Raw genomic sequence first — 17,626 nt, forward strand, 5'->3', positions numbered from 1 at the left:
CGTATTTTGTGTAAGATCTTGAAAAAGAGGATTGTACGAATAAAGAATTGTTGAATATATTGGAGCAATGGAGTAAAAGGATTTCTCCAAAAGAAATACATGAATGTGATCATCCGAAAGAAGAGTATTTCATTGAAAGTATTCAGTCGTTTGATACTGGCTTGCGTAAATGTATACGTGTGATTCAGGCTATATCAAAAATGGGAGAAAGAAAAATATCCTTGTTGTACAAGAGAGTACTAGTTGGTTTTGTGAAATGCTTAAAGGACTGGATCGATACAGTTATCTCGTTGATTCCAGATTTTCGTATGCAGGGAATATGAATATCATTTCCCCTTCCTTATCGACTTGCAACTGCAAGTTATGATTTTTCTCACCCGAGATGCTTGTACTTGAATAGATTATAAAATATTTTCGGGGTCAAACAACATGGGGAATAATAAACCAAACAGTCTGATTGACAGAGATTATTTGTTTAGAAATGTGTGGATATCACTACACTCTCTCATCCTTCTTACTGGACAATAAGGATGAGAATTACAAACAGACTAGGTGAGCTCTTTCGTAATTTGCAGAAAGAGACGATTGAATACGAAGATGGGAAAGGGAAATTAGGTGCTAGTATTTATTTTTTCTCACAAGGTCAGAAATAGATAGATATAAACGTACTGTAACTCTTCGGGCAAAATCGGAAATCCTATGGAATTTTTGCTGGATTTTACAGGTATAAAAAGAGCTGTAGCAAGTGGAAAAGTACCGTATTTTTCTATTCTCAAAAATGTGTCTTCCATACATTGGCTTATACTTCTGGCATGGCAGAAGAAACCACCTTTAATATATAAGTAGAAAGTCTTTTAAAGACTTATGCCTAAGTCAGGGACAAGTATAAACATACAAACAGCCGAGAGAATTTTTTATTCGTGTAATTGAGCCGACAAGGAGAGAGCTTGACGAGAAACCTTACACAGTTTTACCTTATAATCCAGCATCTGAGAAGGTGAGAAGGAACGAAAACTTCTTCCCCGAAGAAAACAAAAGAAAGACTATGGGACTCACTTTATTTATTCTAAGTAATCAAAAGTAAGATACTTATATGTATGTTAATCTATGTAATTCAAAGTGTCAATCATTGATGTAGATAGCTTTTTATTCTCCTTTCTAATAAAATTTTAAGTATACTAACTTTATTACATTCTCTTTTTATCTGTTCACTTTTTAATCTTATCCACAATTTCCTTGAATGCTCCAGCGTGATTCATAGCAAGATCAGCGAGTACTTTACGATTAATCTCAATACTATTTCTGTGGAGCCCTCTCATAAATTCGGAGTAAGACAACCCCTCCAAACGAGCTGCAGCATTGATACGTTGGACCCATAAAGAACGAAAAATTCGTTTTTTAGTTCTTCTATCGCGGAAAGCATAAGTTAAACCTTTTTCCCAAGTGTTTTTAGCAACTGTCAACACATTCTTCCTTGCACCATAATAACCTTTTGTTAATTTAAAAATCCTTTTCCTTTTAGCTCTTGAAGCTACATGATTAACTGATCTAGGCATAATAAATCAAAATATTAAAAAATTAGCTATTAATAAACCTTTTGGAAAATTACTTAACTCTTAATAGCCTCTTCACATTATTTACATCAGATCGATCAAGAATAGAAAAATGCGTCAGCCTTCTCTTTTGCTTTTTAGTTTTCTTTGTAAGAATATGACTTTTATAAGCGTGTTTCCTTTTAATTTTTCCTGTTCCCGTGAGAGCGAATCTTTTTTTTGCACCGGAATTAGTTCTCATTTTCGGCATTTGTATTCTATACTTTAAACTTATAAATTTATAATAATTTGAAAATCAAACAAATATATAGAGCAGCAATCTTTAAAAGAAACGAAAAATTTTCTCATTATTTTTCTGATCTATTTTTTGATTCACCTCTTCAATCTCCTAGAGATAATCTCTACTTTTTTGGGAGCAAGTGTGATAATCATCTTTTTCCCCTCTAAAATAGGCAATTGTTCTACCTTACCATAATCTTCCAAATCGTTAGCAAATCGAAGCAACAATATTTCTCCTTGCTCTTTGAAAAGAATTGAACGTCCTCTGAAAAATACATAAGCTTTAACCTTATTCCCTTCTTCAAGAAAACTTTTAGCATGCTTTAGTTTGAAACTGTAATCATGTTCATCAGTTTGCGGACCAAAACGAATTTCTTTTACAACAATTTTTGACAATTTGACTTTCTGCTCTTTCTGATGCTTTTTTTGTTGAAAAATAAATTTTTGATAATCAAATATTTTACAAACAGGAGGAACAGCAGTGGGTGATATCTCAATTAGATCCAACTCTAACTCACCTGCCATTCTCAATGCTTCCGAAATCGGATAAATCCTTTGTTCAACATTATTTCCTACAACACGAACCTCTTCCGACCTAATTTCCTCGTTAATCCTATACTGGTCTTTTAACTTATCTTTTCTCATCAAGATAAATTGTAATATAAATTATAAATTATAAATTATAAATTATCATTGCCACTGACTCATTTGCCTCTCTACTTCCTTCTTAAGAAATTCAGCGAATTCAGTAACTTTCATAATGCCTATATTCTCTTTCCCATGCTTTCTTACAGAAATTTCACTATTTCTTCTTTCTTTTTCCCCTATTATTAATAAATAAGGGATTTTTTTTAATTCATTGTCCCGAATTTTTCTTCCTACTTTTTCATTTCTTTTATCAATAGTAACACGAATATCTCGTTTATGAAATTCTTTTGCAATTTCTTCCGCATACTGATTATAGTTTTCACTAACAGGTAGAATAACCACCTGATCAGAAACTAGCCACAATGGAAATTTACCACCAGTGTGTTCAATCATTACTGCAACAAATCGTTCCATAGAACCAAATGGTGCTCGATGAATCATTACAGGACGATGTTTTTGATTGTCAGCTCCCACATATTCCAATTCAAAACGTTCAGGTAAATTATAATCCACCTGAATAGTCCCCAATTGCCAATTTCTACCCAAAGCATCTTTTACCATAAAGTCAAGCTTTGGACCATAAAAAGCAGCTTCTCCTAATTTTATTTTTGCCTTAATTTTTTTTTCCTGACAAACTTCAATAATTGCCCCTTCTGAATTTTTCCAGTTTTCTTCCGATCCAATATATTTTATCCTATTATTAAGATCTCGCAAAGAAATTTGTACCTCGTAATCGTTAAAATTCAAAGCACAAAAAATAACACGAACGATATCTATCACCTTAATGAGTTCTTCCTTTACTTGCTCAGGAGAACAAAAAATATGTGCATCATCCTGTGTAAATCCTCTTACACGGGTCAATCCTTGTAATTCACCACTTCGCTCATAACGGTAAACCGTTCCAAATTCAGCTAAACGAAGAGGCAATTCTTTATAAGAACGTAGAAAAGCTTTATAAATTTCACAATGATGAGGACAATTCATCGGTTTTAATAAAAATTCTTCTCCCAATTCAGGTGTATGAATTGGCTGAAAAGAATCCTTCCCATACTTAGCATAATGCCCAGAGGCTATATATAACGTTTTATTGCCAATATGGGGAGTTATCACCTGTTGATAACCATATTTTTTTTGTATCCGTTTCAAAAAATCTTCTAACCTCAAACGCAATTGTGTCCCTTTAGGCAACCATAAAGGAAGTCCCCGTCCTACTTTGTGAGAAAACGTAAATAGTTCCATTTCCTTACCTATCCGACGATGATCGCGTTTTTTTGCCTTTTCCATTAGAGCAAGATATTCGCTTAATTCTTCCTTTTTAGGAAAAGAAATGCCATAAATGCGTGTCAGCTGCTTCCGACTTTCGTCTCCTTTCCAATAAGCTCTTGCAACAGAAGTCAATTTAATGGCCTTAATATAAGACGTATTTGGCAAATGTGGCCCTCTACACAAATCAGTAAAATTACCTTGCGTATAAACAGTAATTTTACCGTCTTCCAATTTACTGATTAATTCAATTTTATAAGTTTCCCCTTTTTTACCAAATAGTTCTAATGCATTTTGTTTAGTAACATTTTGACGAGATATGGATAATTTTTTACTTGCAAGCTCTTGCATTTTCTTTTCTATAGTTACCAAATCAACATCCTTAATAACAACCCCGTCTCCTAAATCTACATCATAATAAAAACCATTTTCAATAGCTGGCCCCATACCAAAATGAATATTTGGATAAAGTTCCTGCAAAGATTCTGCTAACAAATGTGCTGATGAATGCCAAAAGGTACGTTTCCCTTCAAAATCTTCCCATTTATATAACTTCACACTGGCGTTTTCATTAATAGGCCGAGATAAATCCCACATCTCACCATTAACGTTCGCAGAAAGAATTTCTTCTGCCAAACGACAACTAATACTTTCAGCTATTTGCATTGGAGTTGTTCCAATAGCATAATTACGTGCAGAAGTGTTAGGAAATGTTATTTTTATCATTATAAAAAGTAATACAATTCTCTTTCCACAAAGATAGTAATTGTTCCGAAACAAAGCTATTTTGGATATTTTTTTACAAAAAAAAAGACATCAACATAATCTAAATAAAGTAAAATTCAAAGTCTGTCCAATTTTTTCATCTAGATCATATAATCAACCAAATACCAAGATTACCCCCTCCCACTCTATCTCCCATATTTCCAACCGCATAGTTGGGTCCAAGCGGACTGAGTAGTGATTGTTGCATCTATTTCCCGAGCAATTTATTATACATCATATTACTTTCTATTATTTCAACAGCTTTTTTTAAAACATTATTCCCATCGTTAATCACCTGATAATATTCATATATATTCCAGAGATCACGTGCTATTAATGCTTTAACCTGAAGTTTTATTAACGATTTTGACTTTTCAAATTGCTTAATATCCTCAGCAGTTAACAACATAGTAGAATCCTTCCTCTTTTTATTCTTTAATCTTCTTTTATAATCTTTATCTCCAAAAAAACCGAGAGAAGAAACCCTTGCATTTAACATATCTGGATTTTCTTTCCTAAACATTTCTAACAAATTATGCAACATAACATCAGATATATAAAATCGTGACTTGTATGCATCAAAATTTTTATACCTATTGTGAAGAAGAATTCGGTTTTTATCCATAAAATTCATAACGAATTTATTGATAACTCCCGAAGCCATTAATGAACGATATATATCCGTATAACAACTTGTATCAATAGGAACAAAATAATCAGGCATGATGCCCCCCTTCCCATAAACTACCCTTCTATTTATTAATGTATTATATTTCGACGAATCAGAAAAATGAATACTATCAGCAATCATCATTTCCCCACGATTATAACGATCAATTAAATCATCTTCATAAGATTCTTTGTCTACTTTCTCATAAGGTTTTTGAATAGAACGCCCTGTTGGGGTGTAATAGCGTGCCGTAGTTAATCTTATCATTGAACCATCAGGGAAAGTGATTGGACATTGTACTAGCCCTTTACCAAAAGACCTTCTACCAATAATAACTGCACGATCCCAATCTTGCAAAGCACCAGAAACAATTTCGCTTGCTGAAGCTGTAAACTCATTGACGAGAACAACAACTCTACCATTCATAAAAGACCCTTTTGCTGTGGCATAAACATCTTCTCGTCTTCGATGAGCTCCTTCAGTATATACAATTAAATTATTTTCCCTCAAGAATTCATTAGTAATATCTATTGCTGCCTGGAGATACCCACCCCCATTATCTTGTAGGTCCAAAATCAAATTTTTCAATCCTTTTACTTTCAATTCTTTTAAGGCCGTTTTAAATTCATTATAAGTGCCAGCACCGAAACAATTTAGTTTAATATAACCAGTTTTCTTATCTACCATATAAGAGGTATCTAAACTGTAAATGGGAATTTTATCACGAACAACTTTACATACAATTGGATTAGAATTACCAGTACGTGTAATTTTCAAACTGACAACCGTTCCCTTAGGTCCACGTAGACATTTCATAATATCCGTATTTTTCATACCTACCCCTGCAATTAAGCTGCCATCTACAGCAATAATACGGTCTCCCGCCATAATACCTGCTTTTTCAGAAGGACCTCCAGAAATAACTTGAACAACATATAAGGTATCAGTCAATATATTGAATTGAATACCTATTCCCTCAAAATTACCTTGTAAAGATTCATCCACTTCTTTAACCTCTTTTGATGTCATATAGTTGGAATGAGGATCAAGTTTTTGTATTAAAGAAATAATAGCATATTCAATTAATCTATCATTATTGATTGTATCTACATATAAACTTTCAATAGCTTTAATGGTCATTTCTATTTTTTGTAGGGACAAATCTTTTTGTTCTTGTCTATAAGAACAGGAAACAAAACAAAAAGAGAAAAAACATAAAAGAATTTTTTTTTTCATTCTAAAATATTTAGAAGGAATCCATCAGCTTGGAATAAATTCAGATACATCCTTTCCATAGGCTAACAACTCTCTTACAATAGTAGAGCTAATATGTGTGTGTTCTGGCTCGGTGAACAAAACAAACGTCTCAATACCAGATATTTTTCTATTAACATCTGCTATATTTTTCTCATATTCAAAGTCATAAATGGAACGAATACCTCTCAGGATAAATTGTGCCCCTACTGATTTAGCAAAATCTACAGTCAGACAATCATAATATTTTGTTTTTATTCTATGATCTTGCCCAAAAAGCTTACTGATAGCTTCAATGCGCTGATTTAAAGAAAAAAAAGTCTTTTTATGTGGATTTATTCCAATGGCTACAATAATTTCGTCCACCAATTGCAATCCACGCTCTACTAAAGACAAATGCCCAATTGTGAATGGATCAAATGTACCAGGGAAAACAGCAGTTTTTTTCATATTGAAAATTTATTCAATATTAGGTTTTATTATTTTCCCATTTTCATAAATATAAAAACCCTTCCCATTGCGTATTCCTAGTTGCTGTGTGCGATACATTCTCCATAAAAGTGGGGAAGGCTTGTATTTTTTATCTCCATATTCATTAAACATACTTTCCATAAGTGGAACTATTTTTTCTATACCAATTGCATCCGCAGTCTTAAAAAGACCAATTCTCATGCCATAAACAATTTCTGTCAAACGATCTATATTCACCATAGAAGAAACATTTTCTAGCACCATTTGACATGCTTCATTTAGCATAACTACCATTAGACGCAAACTAACCAATCCATTACTTTCGCTTACTTCGATCGTTTCATACTGTATTAATTTAGCAAACAAAAGTATTTTGTTATATACCTCTTCAGAGGTATATATCCCCTTTACAACTTCTAATATTCGTGCATCAGTATGAGCAATAGGAAAATGTAAACTCACACAACGTCCCTTATGTATCAATTCCGAAGCAAGCTCACTAATAATAACGGTTATGGCATTAGTAGCAATAATAGCTTCAGGAGAAACAACTCGTTCTATTTCTTTAAAAGCCTCTTTTCGTAATTTTGTACTTCTTTCGCCAGTTTCAGTGTTGTAACGAATACATTCTATAACAAAATCACAATCTCTTAAATCATTATAATTGGTTGAACCTTTGATTCGTCCTAAAATAGCTCGCTTTTCAATTGATGTCAACCCCCAGTTTTCTATTTTGTTATCTAGCCCTTCGCTAATCCTTTCGAAAGCAAAATCAATCCTTTCTTGACAAACTTCTACAAAAATCACTTCTAAGCCAGCAGATGAGGTCAAACGAATAATGTTTCGCCCATCTCTACCAGCCCCTACCACTCCTATTTTAGAAAACAGCGATTTCCGTTTTTCTTTTAACGAAAGACCAAAGGGTTCAATAGGTTCTACTATTATTTTTGACATAAATTTAAGTTTTAGATAACTTTTCAAGATCCGCTTATAAAAGGAATCATTTCATAATAGCTTGGTTAGCACAAATAGCTATCATAGTATATATATCCTCTACCGAGCAACCACGCGAGAGATCATTAACAGGAGCAGCTATTCCTTGCAGAATAGGACCTATAGCTTGAATATTTCCTAATCGTTGCACTAATTTATAAGCAATATTTCCACATTCCAAATTAGGAAATACCAATACATTAGCTTTTCCTGCCACTAAGCTTCCTGGAGCTTTGCTTTGTCCAATGAAGGGTACTAATGCTGCATCCGCTTGTAATTCTCCGTCTATTATCAACTCGGGAGAAATCGATTTAGCAATGCAAACAGCTTCATTTATTTTATCCACTAATTCATGTGAAGCACTTCCCTTCGTAGAAAAACTCAATAAAGCAACAATTGGTTCTATACCTATAAGAGTTTTTGCAGTTATTGCAGTAGAAACTGCTATTTCTGCCAATTCTTTTGCATTGGGATTAGGGACTACGGCACAGTCAGCAAAAATCAATACACCATTAGCTCCATATTCTTCATTCTGTGAAAGCATCAAAAAAGCACCCGAAACAACATTAATACCTGGAGTGGTCTTAATAATTTGTAAAGCTGGACGCAAAACGTCACTGGTAGTATTTTGTGCACCAGCAATTTCTCCATCAGCATCTCCGTTTTTAATCATCAAACAACCTAAGTATAAAGGATTTTCTACTAATTTTTGAGCTTCTACAATAGTCATTCCTCTATTTTTTCTTAATTCCATCAATAAAACAGCATAAGCGTTCTTTCTCTCGTTCTTAATAGGATCTACAATTACTGCTTGAAGCACATTTCTCAATCCATATTTAATAGTAAGAGCTTTAATTTCTGCTATATTTCCAAGCAAAATGATATCAGCTATCTTATCAGCAATGGCTCTATCCGCAGCTCTCAATGTACGCTCTTCCGTACCTTCTGAAAGAACAATCCTCTGCCTCCTATTTCTAGCTTTAGTTATAATTTGATGCATTAAATTCATAATCAATTATATTTAATCAATTATATTGTTTTTGTACACTTTTGACTGGTACATACATTTCACTCTTAATTTTTATTAAAATTCAACAACAATCGGACAATGATCAGAAATTTCTATTTCTTGCAGCAGCGATGCTGATTTCAATTGACTTTGCAAATTTCTAGTAATAATATGATAATCTATACGCCACCCCAAATTCTTGGCTCTTGCATTAGAACGATAGCTCCACCAGCTATATTGGTTCTTATCTTGATTGAACTCACGAAATGAATCAACAAATCCACAACGAATGAAATAATCAAACCATGCTCTTTCTTCCGGTAAAAAGCCAGAAACACCCATATGTCGTTCGGGATAATTAATATCTCTATCTTGCCGACAAATGTTGTAATCTCCACAAACAAGGAGATACGGACGCTCTCTTTGTAGATTTAAAAGATATGTTGTAAACGTATCCAAAAATTCCATTTTAATCGCTTGTCTCACCTTGCCTGTTGTACCTGAAGGAACATATACACAAATAATTGTTAGATTATTAAAATCTGCACGAATAACTCTCCCTTCATTATCAAATGAATACTTATTCATCCCGAATGAATAAGTATTTGGACAAGTTTTACTAAATATCGCAACTCCACTGTAGCCTTTTCTTCGAGCAGAATGAACTAATTGATAATTGTACCCTAGGGATTGGAACGATAATATATCGATTTGTTCTCGCTGTGCTTTAATTTCTTGTACACAAAATATATCAGGGCTTTCTTTATCAAGCCATTCAATCAGTCCTTTATTTATTGCTGACCGTATTCCATTTACATTAAAAGAAATAATTTTCATAATTATTCCAAGTAAGTATAGCCATATAATCCTGAACGATAGTTAGAAAGAAATTCCCTCCCTTCCTCTACTGTTATTTTTCCTTCTTTCATCGATGCAGTGACCCATGTTTCAACGGTACGCACTAACCTTTTTGTATTATATTGCACATATTCTAACACATCAGCAACCCTTTCTCCATCAATAATTTGCTCTATTTGATAATCGTTTTTGTTAACTGACACATGCACAGCATTTGTTTCTCCAAACAAATTATGTAAATCGCCCAATATTTCTTGATAAGCTCCCACTAAAAATACACCAATGTAATAGGAATCTTTTTTACTTATTGGGTGTACTGGTAAATGATAAGTAGATAATTTCATGTTAATGAAATTATCTATTTTCCCATCTGAATCACAAGTCATATCTTGCAAGGTAGCTGTACGACTAGGCTTTTCACCTAACCGATCAATTGGAACAATTGGGAATACTTGATCTATTGCCCACGAATCAGGTAAGGAACGAAATAATGAGAAATTGCAAAAATATTTGTCAGGTAATATTCTAGACACTTTGCGAAGTTCCTCTGGTGCGTGCTTCATATTAAGGGTCATTTGTTGCACTTCGCGTGCAATTGACCAGTAGAGCTTTTCTATCTGTGCACGGGTAGTAAGATCCAGCATTCCCAAGCTGAACAAATTAAGCGATTCTTCCCGTATTTGTTGAGCGTCATGCCAAGTTTCTATTAAACGAGGATGATTCATTTCATCCCATAATTTGTATAATTCCTGCACCAATTCATGAGTATTTTTGGGTAACTTTTCGTCTTCTTTCCATTCAGGGAGTATAGCAGTTTCCAGTACTTGAAATATTAAAACAGAATGATGTGCTGTAAGAGATCTCCCACACTCAGTGATGATATTTGGTTGTGGAATACTATTTTTCATACAAACATCTACCAATGTAGAAATTGAGTCATTAACGTACTCTTGAATAGAATAATTCATTGAACTTTCACTTCGATCATTACGAGTCCCATCATAATCTACTCCTAATCCGCCTCCAATATCCACAAACTCAATTTCATAACCTATACTTCTTAATTGAACATAAAATTGTGAAGCTTCACGCAAGGCATTCTTAATTCGACGGATTTTGGTTACCTGGCTACCAATATGAAAATGTATCAATTTCAGACAATCTTTTAACTTATTTTTGTTCATAAAATCAATAGCTTCCAATAGTTCGCTAGAAGAAAGTCCAAACTTGCTCCCATCGCCTCCCGATTCCTCCCATTTGCCACTTCCGCTACTTGCAAGTTTAATCCGTATCCCGATATTGGGATAAATTTTCACTTTTTTTGCTAACTCAGCAATTAACTTTAATTCGTTTAACTTCTCCACAACTATAAAGATATTCTTGCCCATTTTTTGGGCCAATAAAGCTAATCGAATATAATTTTCATCTTTGTAACCATTACAAACAATTAGAGAATCTGAACAAGTATTAATCGCCAACACAGCATGTAATTCTGGTTTTGAACCTGCCTCCAACCCAATGTTGAATTTCTTGCCGTGATTCACAATTTCCTCTACTACTTGCCTCATTTGATTTACTTTGATAGGATAGATAATAAAATTTTGGGCAGTATAGTTATACTCTTTAGCAGAAGTTTTAAAACACCCAGAAATCTTTTCAATTCGATTGTCTAATATATCCGGAAAGCGCACTAACAAAGGAGCATCTACATCTCGAAGAGTTAATTCGTCTATCAATTCTTTTAAATCAACTACTGCACAATCTTTCTTTGGCGAAACTATGATATGTCCCTTATCATTAACAGAAAAATAACCTAATCCCCAGCCATGTATATTGTACAATTCCATAGAATCTTCTATTCTCCACTTTCTCATTGTCAAATTAAGATTTTTCAAGTCTAGAAATCACACGAAATTAATAAATAAATCAAGAAGGAAAGCAAATGACTTTTGTATTTTTGCAACTTTATTAACTTGAAACAGTAAAAAAATGTTTTTGAAAAAAAACTTTAATGGAAATAGGAATGAAACAAAAATATGTTATTATAGTTGCTGGCGGAAATGGCCTTCGAATGAAGGCAACTATTCCTAAACAGTTTCTTCTATTAAAAGGGAAACCAATACTAATGCATACAATAGAAGCATTTTATCGTTATGATACTGATATACATATTATACTAGTATTATCAGAAAAACAAAAAACATATTGGACTTCTCTCTGCCAACAGTATAATTTTAAGATAGATCACCATACAATTGAAGGAGGTATAACCCGATTTTACTCAGTAAAAAATGGATTGTTTTCAGTGAAAAAAAATTGCCTAGTGGCTGTCCATGATGGAGTGCGTCCTTTAGTTAGGGAAAAATTGATAGATAATGCTTTTAAAATGGCCCAAAAGGCATTAGCCGTTTATCCAGCAATTCCAATAACAGACTCTCTAAGAGAAATTACAAATAGAAACAATAGAACAGTGAATCGTTCCGAATTTTATTTGGTCCAAACACCCCAAGTTTTTTTATCAGATATATTAATCAATGCTTATGAAGCTACGTCTTCTGATAATTTTACAGATGATATTTCTGTAGTAGAATCAGGAAAAATATGCACACCAACGATGATTAAAGGTAGTAAAAGTAATATCAAAATTACTACACCTATCGATTTATCAATTGCAGAAGCATTGATTGATTGATTGATTGATTGATTAAAGATGGATATAAGTAGACAAAGCATAATGCAATTACAGTGCACAAAGCCTGATAAAGTAAAAGTCCTTAAGGAGGAGATTAATGTTTTCTCATGGAAGGACCTACTCTATTATTTTCCATATAGATATACAGACAGAAGTAAAATTCATAAGATTAGTGAAATTGATGGAAGAAGCATGCCTTTTATTCAGTTAAAAGGCAAGATATTTAGATATGAGTATTTAGGAGAAGGTAAATCTCGTAGGCTCAGTGCTGTCTTCGATGATGGAACAGGCGTAATAGAACTAATATGGTTCAGATCCTTAACATGGATCACTAAAATGTATAAACTAGGAAGAGAGTATATCTTATTTGGCAAGCCTAGTACTTTTAGGCTTTCTACTCCTTCTGGTTCTTCTTTAGAACGTATTTCAATTATCCATCCTGAATTAGAAGAAGAAAATAAATTTTATGAAGGAGTGATAGGTATACAGGGAGAATATAGTACAACAGAAAAGATGAAAAAAGTCTCCCTGCATTCACGTACTATAAAACAAATGATAATAGAAATACTGGAAAATATCAAAGAGCCTCTTTCAGAAACGCTAAGCAGAGAAATAATTAATGAATATAAGTTAATCTCACTAGATGAAGCCATACGTAATATTCATTTCCCAAAATCAAATGATCTTCTTCAAGAAGCACAATACCGTCTAAAATTTGAGGAACTCTTCTATTTACAGCTCAGTATCCTTTCTGCTGCTAAACACAGAGAGAAGCATATAGATGGGTTCAGATTTAAAGAGATAGGAGAGAATTTCTACTTTTTAAAAAACAATCTTCCTTTCGAACTAACTACAGCACAAAAAAGGGTAGTCAACGAAATTTGGAAGAATATGAATACAGGAAAACAAATGAATCGTCTGTTGCAGGGAGATGTAGGAAGTGGGAAAACACTGATAGCATTATTATCCATACTCCTTGCAACCGATAATGGTTTTCAAGGAGCGATCATGGTGCCTACAGAGGTCTTGGCAATACAGCATTACGAAACAATTAGTCGGATGCTGAATGGATCAGCTATAAAAGTATCCTTGCTAACCGGGTCGACAAAGAACAAGCTACGGGAAGAGATGCTCCCCAAAGTGAAAAGTGGAGAAATACAGATACTTATTGGCACTCATGCTTTGATTGAAGACAGCGTTGAATTTAATAATCTTGGATTAGTCGTAGTGGATGAACAGCATCGTTTTGGAGTAACACAGCGTGCTAAACTATGGAATAAGAACTCTAATCCTCCTCATGTATTAGTTATGACTGCAACTCCTATTCCTCGTACGCTGGCAATGACAATCTATGGAGATCTGGATGTATCCATTATTGATGAACTACCCCCAGGAAGAAAACCAGTAGATACCTATCACAGGTATGATGAAAAGAGAGATAAAATCTACGAATATGTGCGAAAGGAAATACAAAAAGGCAAGCAGGTTTACATTGTTTATCCTCTAATAGAGGAGAATGAAAAAATAGATCTGACTAATCTACAGGATGGATTTCAAGCAGTAAGCAAGGTATTTCCTGAATATAATATTTGTATGGTTCACGGGCAAATGAAGCCAGAGGAGAAAAAGCAGGAGATGCAAAAATTCCTCTCTGGTGAAGCACAGATAATGGTTGCTACAACGGTCATAGAAGTAGGAATAGATGTCAGGAATGCTTCTGTGATGATTATAAAAAATGCCGAACGTTTTGGGTTGTCTCAACTGCATCAATTACGTGGGAGAGTAGGACGTAGTACAGAACAGGCCGTATGTATTCTAATGACCAATCATGAGCTATCTGAAGATGCACGAAAACGTATTACTATCATGACTAACTTCAACAATGGATTTATTATTGCTGAAGAAGATTTAAAACTGCGTGGGCCGGGAAGTTTAAACGGAATAAAACAAAGTGGATTCGATTCCAATTTAAAAATAGCTAGACTATCACAAGACGGGGATATACTAGATTATACAAGAAATCTAGCCCGTAGAATATTAGATGATGATCCTAATTTGGAAAAACCTCAAAACATCCTGCTGAAACAGCATTTGAATAAATGGAACATAGAAAATAAAGCTGAGTGGCTTAGTATTAGCTGATAATATAATACTTAAAAATGATAATACTTGAAAACATAAAAACATAAACAATATTTAGAAATTAATCTTACCTTTAGCAACTACCTTCGTCCCTCTCAGGTGGGACTGTAACGCAATACAGTAATTTTTATGAAGCAAACATTTCAGCCTTCTAATAGAAAGAGAAAAAATAAACATGGATTTCGCAGTAGAATGAAAACAATCAATGGACGTAGAATACTGGCTTCGCGCAGGGCGAAAGGACGGAAAAAACTGACCGTATCTGACGAATATAACGGTTAACTCCAAAAGGAAAGCAAACTAAATTTAAGGTTGCTTCTTTCTTAACTTTTCGTAAATTCCGAGTATTGGCCAGAGTTCCAGAAGTTCCAGAGTTATTGAAATCATGAGATTTTTTTCAAATACCTATGTAAAACATGGACTGCTAACAATAGCAGCCTTGCTTTTTATTATTTTTTTTCTGACAAAAGGATTAGATAATTATACAAGACATGGTCAACAAGTTGAAATCCCCGATGTGAAAGGGTGGCAAGTAAGAGAAATAGAAGAAATTTTCAAACAAAAAAAATTGCATTATATCATAGCAGATTCTCTTTTTATAAAAGACAATATTCCAGGTAGTGTCTTGAAAACCGTCCCCCCTATAGGGACCAATGTGAAACCTGGCAGAACAATTGCTCTTATAATTAATTCTTATAATGACGTATTGCTATCTGTTCCAACAGTACAAGACATGTCTCGGCGACAAGCTCAATCATTACTCCAATCCGTAGGATATAAATATGTACAAACAAAAATAGTATCAGGTCCATATAAAGATTTGGTTATAGGATTGGAAAACGAAAGAGGAGATAAACTAAATCCGGGCGACTGCATAGCAGCTAATACTCATTTATTCATTTTGGTGAGTTCTGGTACAAAAGAAATACTATCTTTAGATACTACAGTAGTTGTAGATAACGAACCAGAAGAATCTTGGTATTAAGAGAGAAGACCTTAATCTGCATCGTTCAATCTTATGGGAAATAAATTAAATGAACATTTTCGTTTTGTCGCCAACAAAGAACAAGGTTTTTTAAGAGTAGATAAATTTTTAGTCGACAAAATTATAGGTACTTCTCGCAATCGTATTCAACAAGCTGCTAATGTAGGTTCTATTTGTGCCAACAACCACCCAATAAAATCTAATTACAAAGTAAAACCCGGGGATATAATAACCATTGTAATGAATCAGCCTCATAGAGAGGTGGAAATTGCTCCAGAAAATATCCCTCTAAACATTGTTTATGAAGACGATGACGTAATAGTAGTAGATAAGCCTGCCGAATTAGTTGTACATCCAGGTCATGATAATTATACTGGGACATTAGTTAATGCTATTGCTGGATATTATTCATCAACCACTAGTAGTATAATACAATCTACTTTTTATAATGAAGATTTCCGATCAGGACTAGTACATAGAATAGACAAGGGTACTTCTGGCTTATTAGTTTTTGCTAAAAATCTTAATGCTAAAACAAATTTAGATATGCAATTTTTTCGTAAAACTATTCGGAGAAATTATTGGGCGGTAGTGTGGGGCAATGTAAAAAAAGAAGAAGAGACTATAAAGTGTAATATCGGACGCAATTTGCATAATAGAATGTTAATGGATGTTTTTCCAAATAATAACCATGGTAAACCAGCAATTACACATTATAAGGTACTAGAGAGATTTGAATATGTAACTTTGATTGAATGTAGTCTAGAAACTGGACGTACTCACCAAATTCGTGTTCATATGAAATATATTGGTCACGTATTATTTAACGATAGACGTTATGGAGGTAATGAAATACTAAAAGGTAATCATCATACAAAATATAAGCAGTTTGTTCAAAATTGTTTCGCTATATGCCAACGTCAGGCTTTACATGCTCGAGTATTAGGATTCACCCATCCCAAAACAGGTAAAGAAATCCTTTTAGAAAGTCCTTTACCAAAAGACATGATACTATTGATTGAAAGGTGGAGAAACTTTTCTAAAAATTTGAATAAACCATGAAAAATGTAGCAATAGTTTCCGGAGGGTATTCCTCCGAATGTGTGATTTCTTTGAAAAGTGCAGAAGAAGTTTATTTATCCATAGATAAAACAAGATATAATCCATACATCGTTTTGATTACAAGAAATGGATGGACTGTACAAGGAGGAAATAAAACAGAGTTTCCTATTAACAAAAATGATTTCAGCTTTATTTATAAAGGAAAACAAATACGATTCGATTTCGCATATATCATTATTCATGGTACACCCGGAGAAGATGGATTATTACAAGGATATTTAGATATATTGAACATCCCTTATTCATGTTGCGGGGTTCTGTCAGCTTCTATCACGTTCAATAAATATTTTTGCAATAATTATTTAAGAGGATTTGGAGTAGAAACAGCAAAATCCATTCTCCTAAAACAAAGAGAACAAATAATATCACCCGAAAGAATAATTGATAAACTTGGATTGCCTCTTATTGTTAAACCAAACGATGGTGGATCAAGTTTTGGAGTAACGAAAGTAACAAATATTACTCAAATACAGTTAGCCATTCGTAATGCATTCAATGAGGGAGAGGGAGTACTTATCGAAAGTTTTATACCAGGAACAGAAATAACATGTGGTTACTATAAAACAAAAAATAAACAAGTTACTTTGCCAATTACAGAAATAATAAGTAAAAATGATTTTTTCGACTTTGAAGCTAAATATAATCCTGGTATGGTAGAAGAGATTACTCCTGCACGAATATCCAAAAAATTAACTGATGAGATACAAACACTAACGGCACATATCTATGACTGGGTAGGAGCAAAAGGAATTATTCGTATAGATTACATTATCTCTCCAAAAAAAGAAATAAAAATGTTAGAAGTAAATACAATTCCAGGCATGACTGCTACAAGTTTTATTCCTCAGCAAATACGTGCTGCTGGATTAAATCTCAAAGAGATACTGACTGAAATTATAGAATCTATATAATAAAAGAGAAA

The 17,626-nt window shown here is 33.6% G+C and carries 18 protein-coding genes; 8 read left to right on the forward strand and 10 right to left on the reverse strand.

From position 1 onward, the window contains the following. The first annotated feature begins 50 nt into the window (after window positions 1-50). Complete coding sequence (locus CFPG_RS00560; protein WP_265348014.1) at window positions 51-323, forward strand: hypothetical protein; 273 nt, start codon at window positions 51-53, stop codon at window positions 321-323. 207 nt (window positions 324-530) lie between these two features. Further along, window positions 531-653, forward strand: coding sequence for a hypothetical protein (locus tag CFPG_RS05415; RefSeq protein ID WP_265348015.1), 123 nt, complete (start codon window positions 531-533; stop codon window positions 651-653). 555 nt (window positions 654-1,208) lie between these two features. On the opposite strand, the gene rplT is transcribed toward CFPG_RS05415, so the two are convergent. The 10 genes from rplT to speA all read right to left on the reverse strand — a co-directional run bounded on the left by rplT (window position 1,209) and on the right by speA (window position 11,637). Further along, on the reverse strand, window positions 1,209-1,556 hold the full coding sequence (gene rplT / locus CFPG_RS00565; RefSeq protein ID WP_012573126.1) for a 50S ribosomal protein L20: 348 nt from the start codon (window positions 1,554-1,556) through the stop codon (window positions 1,209-1,211). A gap of 49 nt (window positions 1,557-1,605) precedes the next feature. After that, complete coding sequence (gene rpmI / locus CFPG_RS00570) at window positions 1,606-1,803, reverse strand: 50S ribosomal protein L35 (protein WP_041572346.1); 198 nt, start codon at window positions 1,801-1,803, stop codon at window positions 1,606-1,608. A 122-nt stretch (window positions 1,804-1,925) separates the two neighbouring features. Further along, the gene (gene infC, locus CFPG_RS00575; protein WP_012573127.1) at window positions 1,926-2,477 is read right to left on the reverse strand and encodes a translation initiation factor IF-3; all 552 of its coding nucleotides are present in this window, start codon (window positions 2,475-2,477) and stop codon (window positions 1,926-1,928) included. A gap of 45 nt (window positions 2,478-2,522) precedes the next feature. Continuing rightward, a complete protein-coding gene (thrS, locus tag CFPG_RS00580) occupies window positions 2,523-4,469 on the reverse strand; it encodes a threonine--tRNA ligase (RefSeq protein ID WP_012573128.1) in 1,947 nt (648 codons plus the stop codon). A 247-nt stretch (window positions 4,470-4,716) separates the two neighbouring features. Further along, a complete protein-coding gene (locus tag CFPG_RS00585) occupies window positions 4,717-6,414 on the reverse strand; it encodes a S41 family peptidase (RefSeq protein ID WP_012573129.1) in 1,698 nt (565 codons plus the stop codon). A 24-nt stretch (window positions 6,415-6,438) separates the two neighbouring features. After that, window positions 6,439-6,882, reverse strand: coding sequence for a pantetheine-phosphate adenylyltransferase (gene coaD / locus CFPG_RS05420; RefSeq protein WP_012573130.1), 444 nt, complete (start codon window positions 6,880-6,882; stop codon window positions 6,439-6,441). 9 nt (window positions 6,883-6,891) lie between these two features. Further along, the gene (locus CFPG_RS00595; protein WP_012573131.1) at window positions 6,892-7,857 is read right to left on the reverse strand and encodes a 3-hydroxyacyl-CoA dehydrogenase family protein; all 966 of its coding nucleotides are present in this window, start codon (window positions 7,855-7,857) and stop codon (window positions 6,892-6,894) included. Between the two features lie 46 nt (window positions 7,858-7,903). Then, window positions 7,904-8,905, reverse strand: coding sequence for a phosphate acetyltransferase (pta, locus tag CFPG_RS00600; RefSeq protein ID WP_012573132.1), 1,002 nt, complete (start codon window positions 8,903-8,905; stop codon window positions 7,904-7,906). 75 nt (window positions 8,906-8,980) lie between these two features. Further along, a complete protein-coding gene (locus CFPG_RS00605; RefSeq protein WP_012573133.1) occupies window positions 8,981-9,742 on the reverse strand; it encodes an exodeoxyribonuclease III in 762 nt (253 codons plus the stop codon). A gap of 2 nt (window positions 9,743-9,744) precedes the next feature. Next, window positions 9,745-11,637 (reverse strand): biosynthetic arginine decarboxylase, encoded by a 1,893-nt coding sequence (speA, locus tag CFPG_RS00610; RefSeq protein WP_012573134.1) that lies wholly within the window; start codon window positions 11,635-11,637, stop codon window positions 9,745-9,747. Between the two features lie 149 nt (window positions 11,638-11,786). Between speA and CFPG_RS00615 the strand changes: the two genes are divergently transcribed. From CFPG_RS00615 to CFPG_RS00635, 6 genes are all read left to right on the forward strand, one after another. Continuing rightward, the gene (locus CFPG_RS00615; protein WP_012573135.1) at window positions 11,787-12,455 is read left to right on the forward strand and encodes a 2-C-methyl-D-erythritol 4-phosphate cytidylyltransferase; all 669 of its coding nucleotides are present in this window, start codon (window positions 11,787-11,789) and stop codon (window positions 12,453-12,455) included. Between the two features lie 18 nt (window positions 12,456-12,473). After that, window positions 12,474-14,597: an ATP-dependent DNA helicase RecG gene (recG, locus tag CFPG_RS00620; RefSeq protein ID WP_012573136.1), complete on the forward strand. Its 2,124-nt coding sequence runs from the start codon at window positions 12,474-12,476 to the stop codon at window positions 14,595-14,597. A gap of 129 nt (window positions 14,598-14,726) precedes the next feature. Continuing rightward, window positions 14,727-14,879 (forward strand): 50S ribosomal protein L34, encoded by a 153-nt coding sequence (gene rpmH, locus CFPG_RS05270; RefSeq protein ID WP_012573137.1) that lies wholly within the window; start codon window positions 14,727-14,729, stop codon window positions 14,877-14,879. 103 nt (window positions 14,880-14,982) lie between these two features. Then, window positions 14,983-15,582: a PASTA domain-containing protein gene (locus tag CFPG_RS00625; protein WP_012573138.1), complete on the forward strand. Its 600-nt coding sequence runs from the start codon at window positions 14,983-14,985 to the stop codon at window positions 15,580-15,582. 33 nt (window positions 15,583-15,615) lie between these two features. Then, window positions 15,616-16,644 (forward strand): RluA family pseudouridine synthase, encoded by a 1,029-nt coding sequence (locus CFPG_RS00630; RefSeq protein ID WP_012573139.1) that lies wholly within the window; start codon window positions 15,616-15,618, stop codon window positions 16,642-16,644. Further along, window positions 16,641-17,615 (forward strand): D-alanine--D-alanine ligase, encoded by a 975-nt coding sequence (locus CFPG_RS00635; protein ID WP_012573140.1) that lies wholly within the window; start codon window positions 16,641-16,643, stop codon window positions 17,613-17,615. The genes CFPG_RS00630 and CFPG_RS00635 overlap by 4 nt, the downstream gene beginning before the upstream one ends. Window positions 17,616-17,626: the final 11 nt, after the last annotated feature.

Source organism: Candidatus Azobacteroides pseudotrichonymphae genomovar. CFP2, from assembly GCF_000010645.1.
Lineage (GTDB): Bacteria > Bacteroidota > Bacteroidia > Bacteroidales > Azobacteroidaceae > Azobacteroides > Azobacteroides pseudotrichonymphae.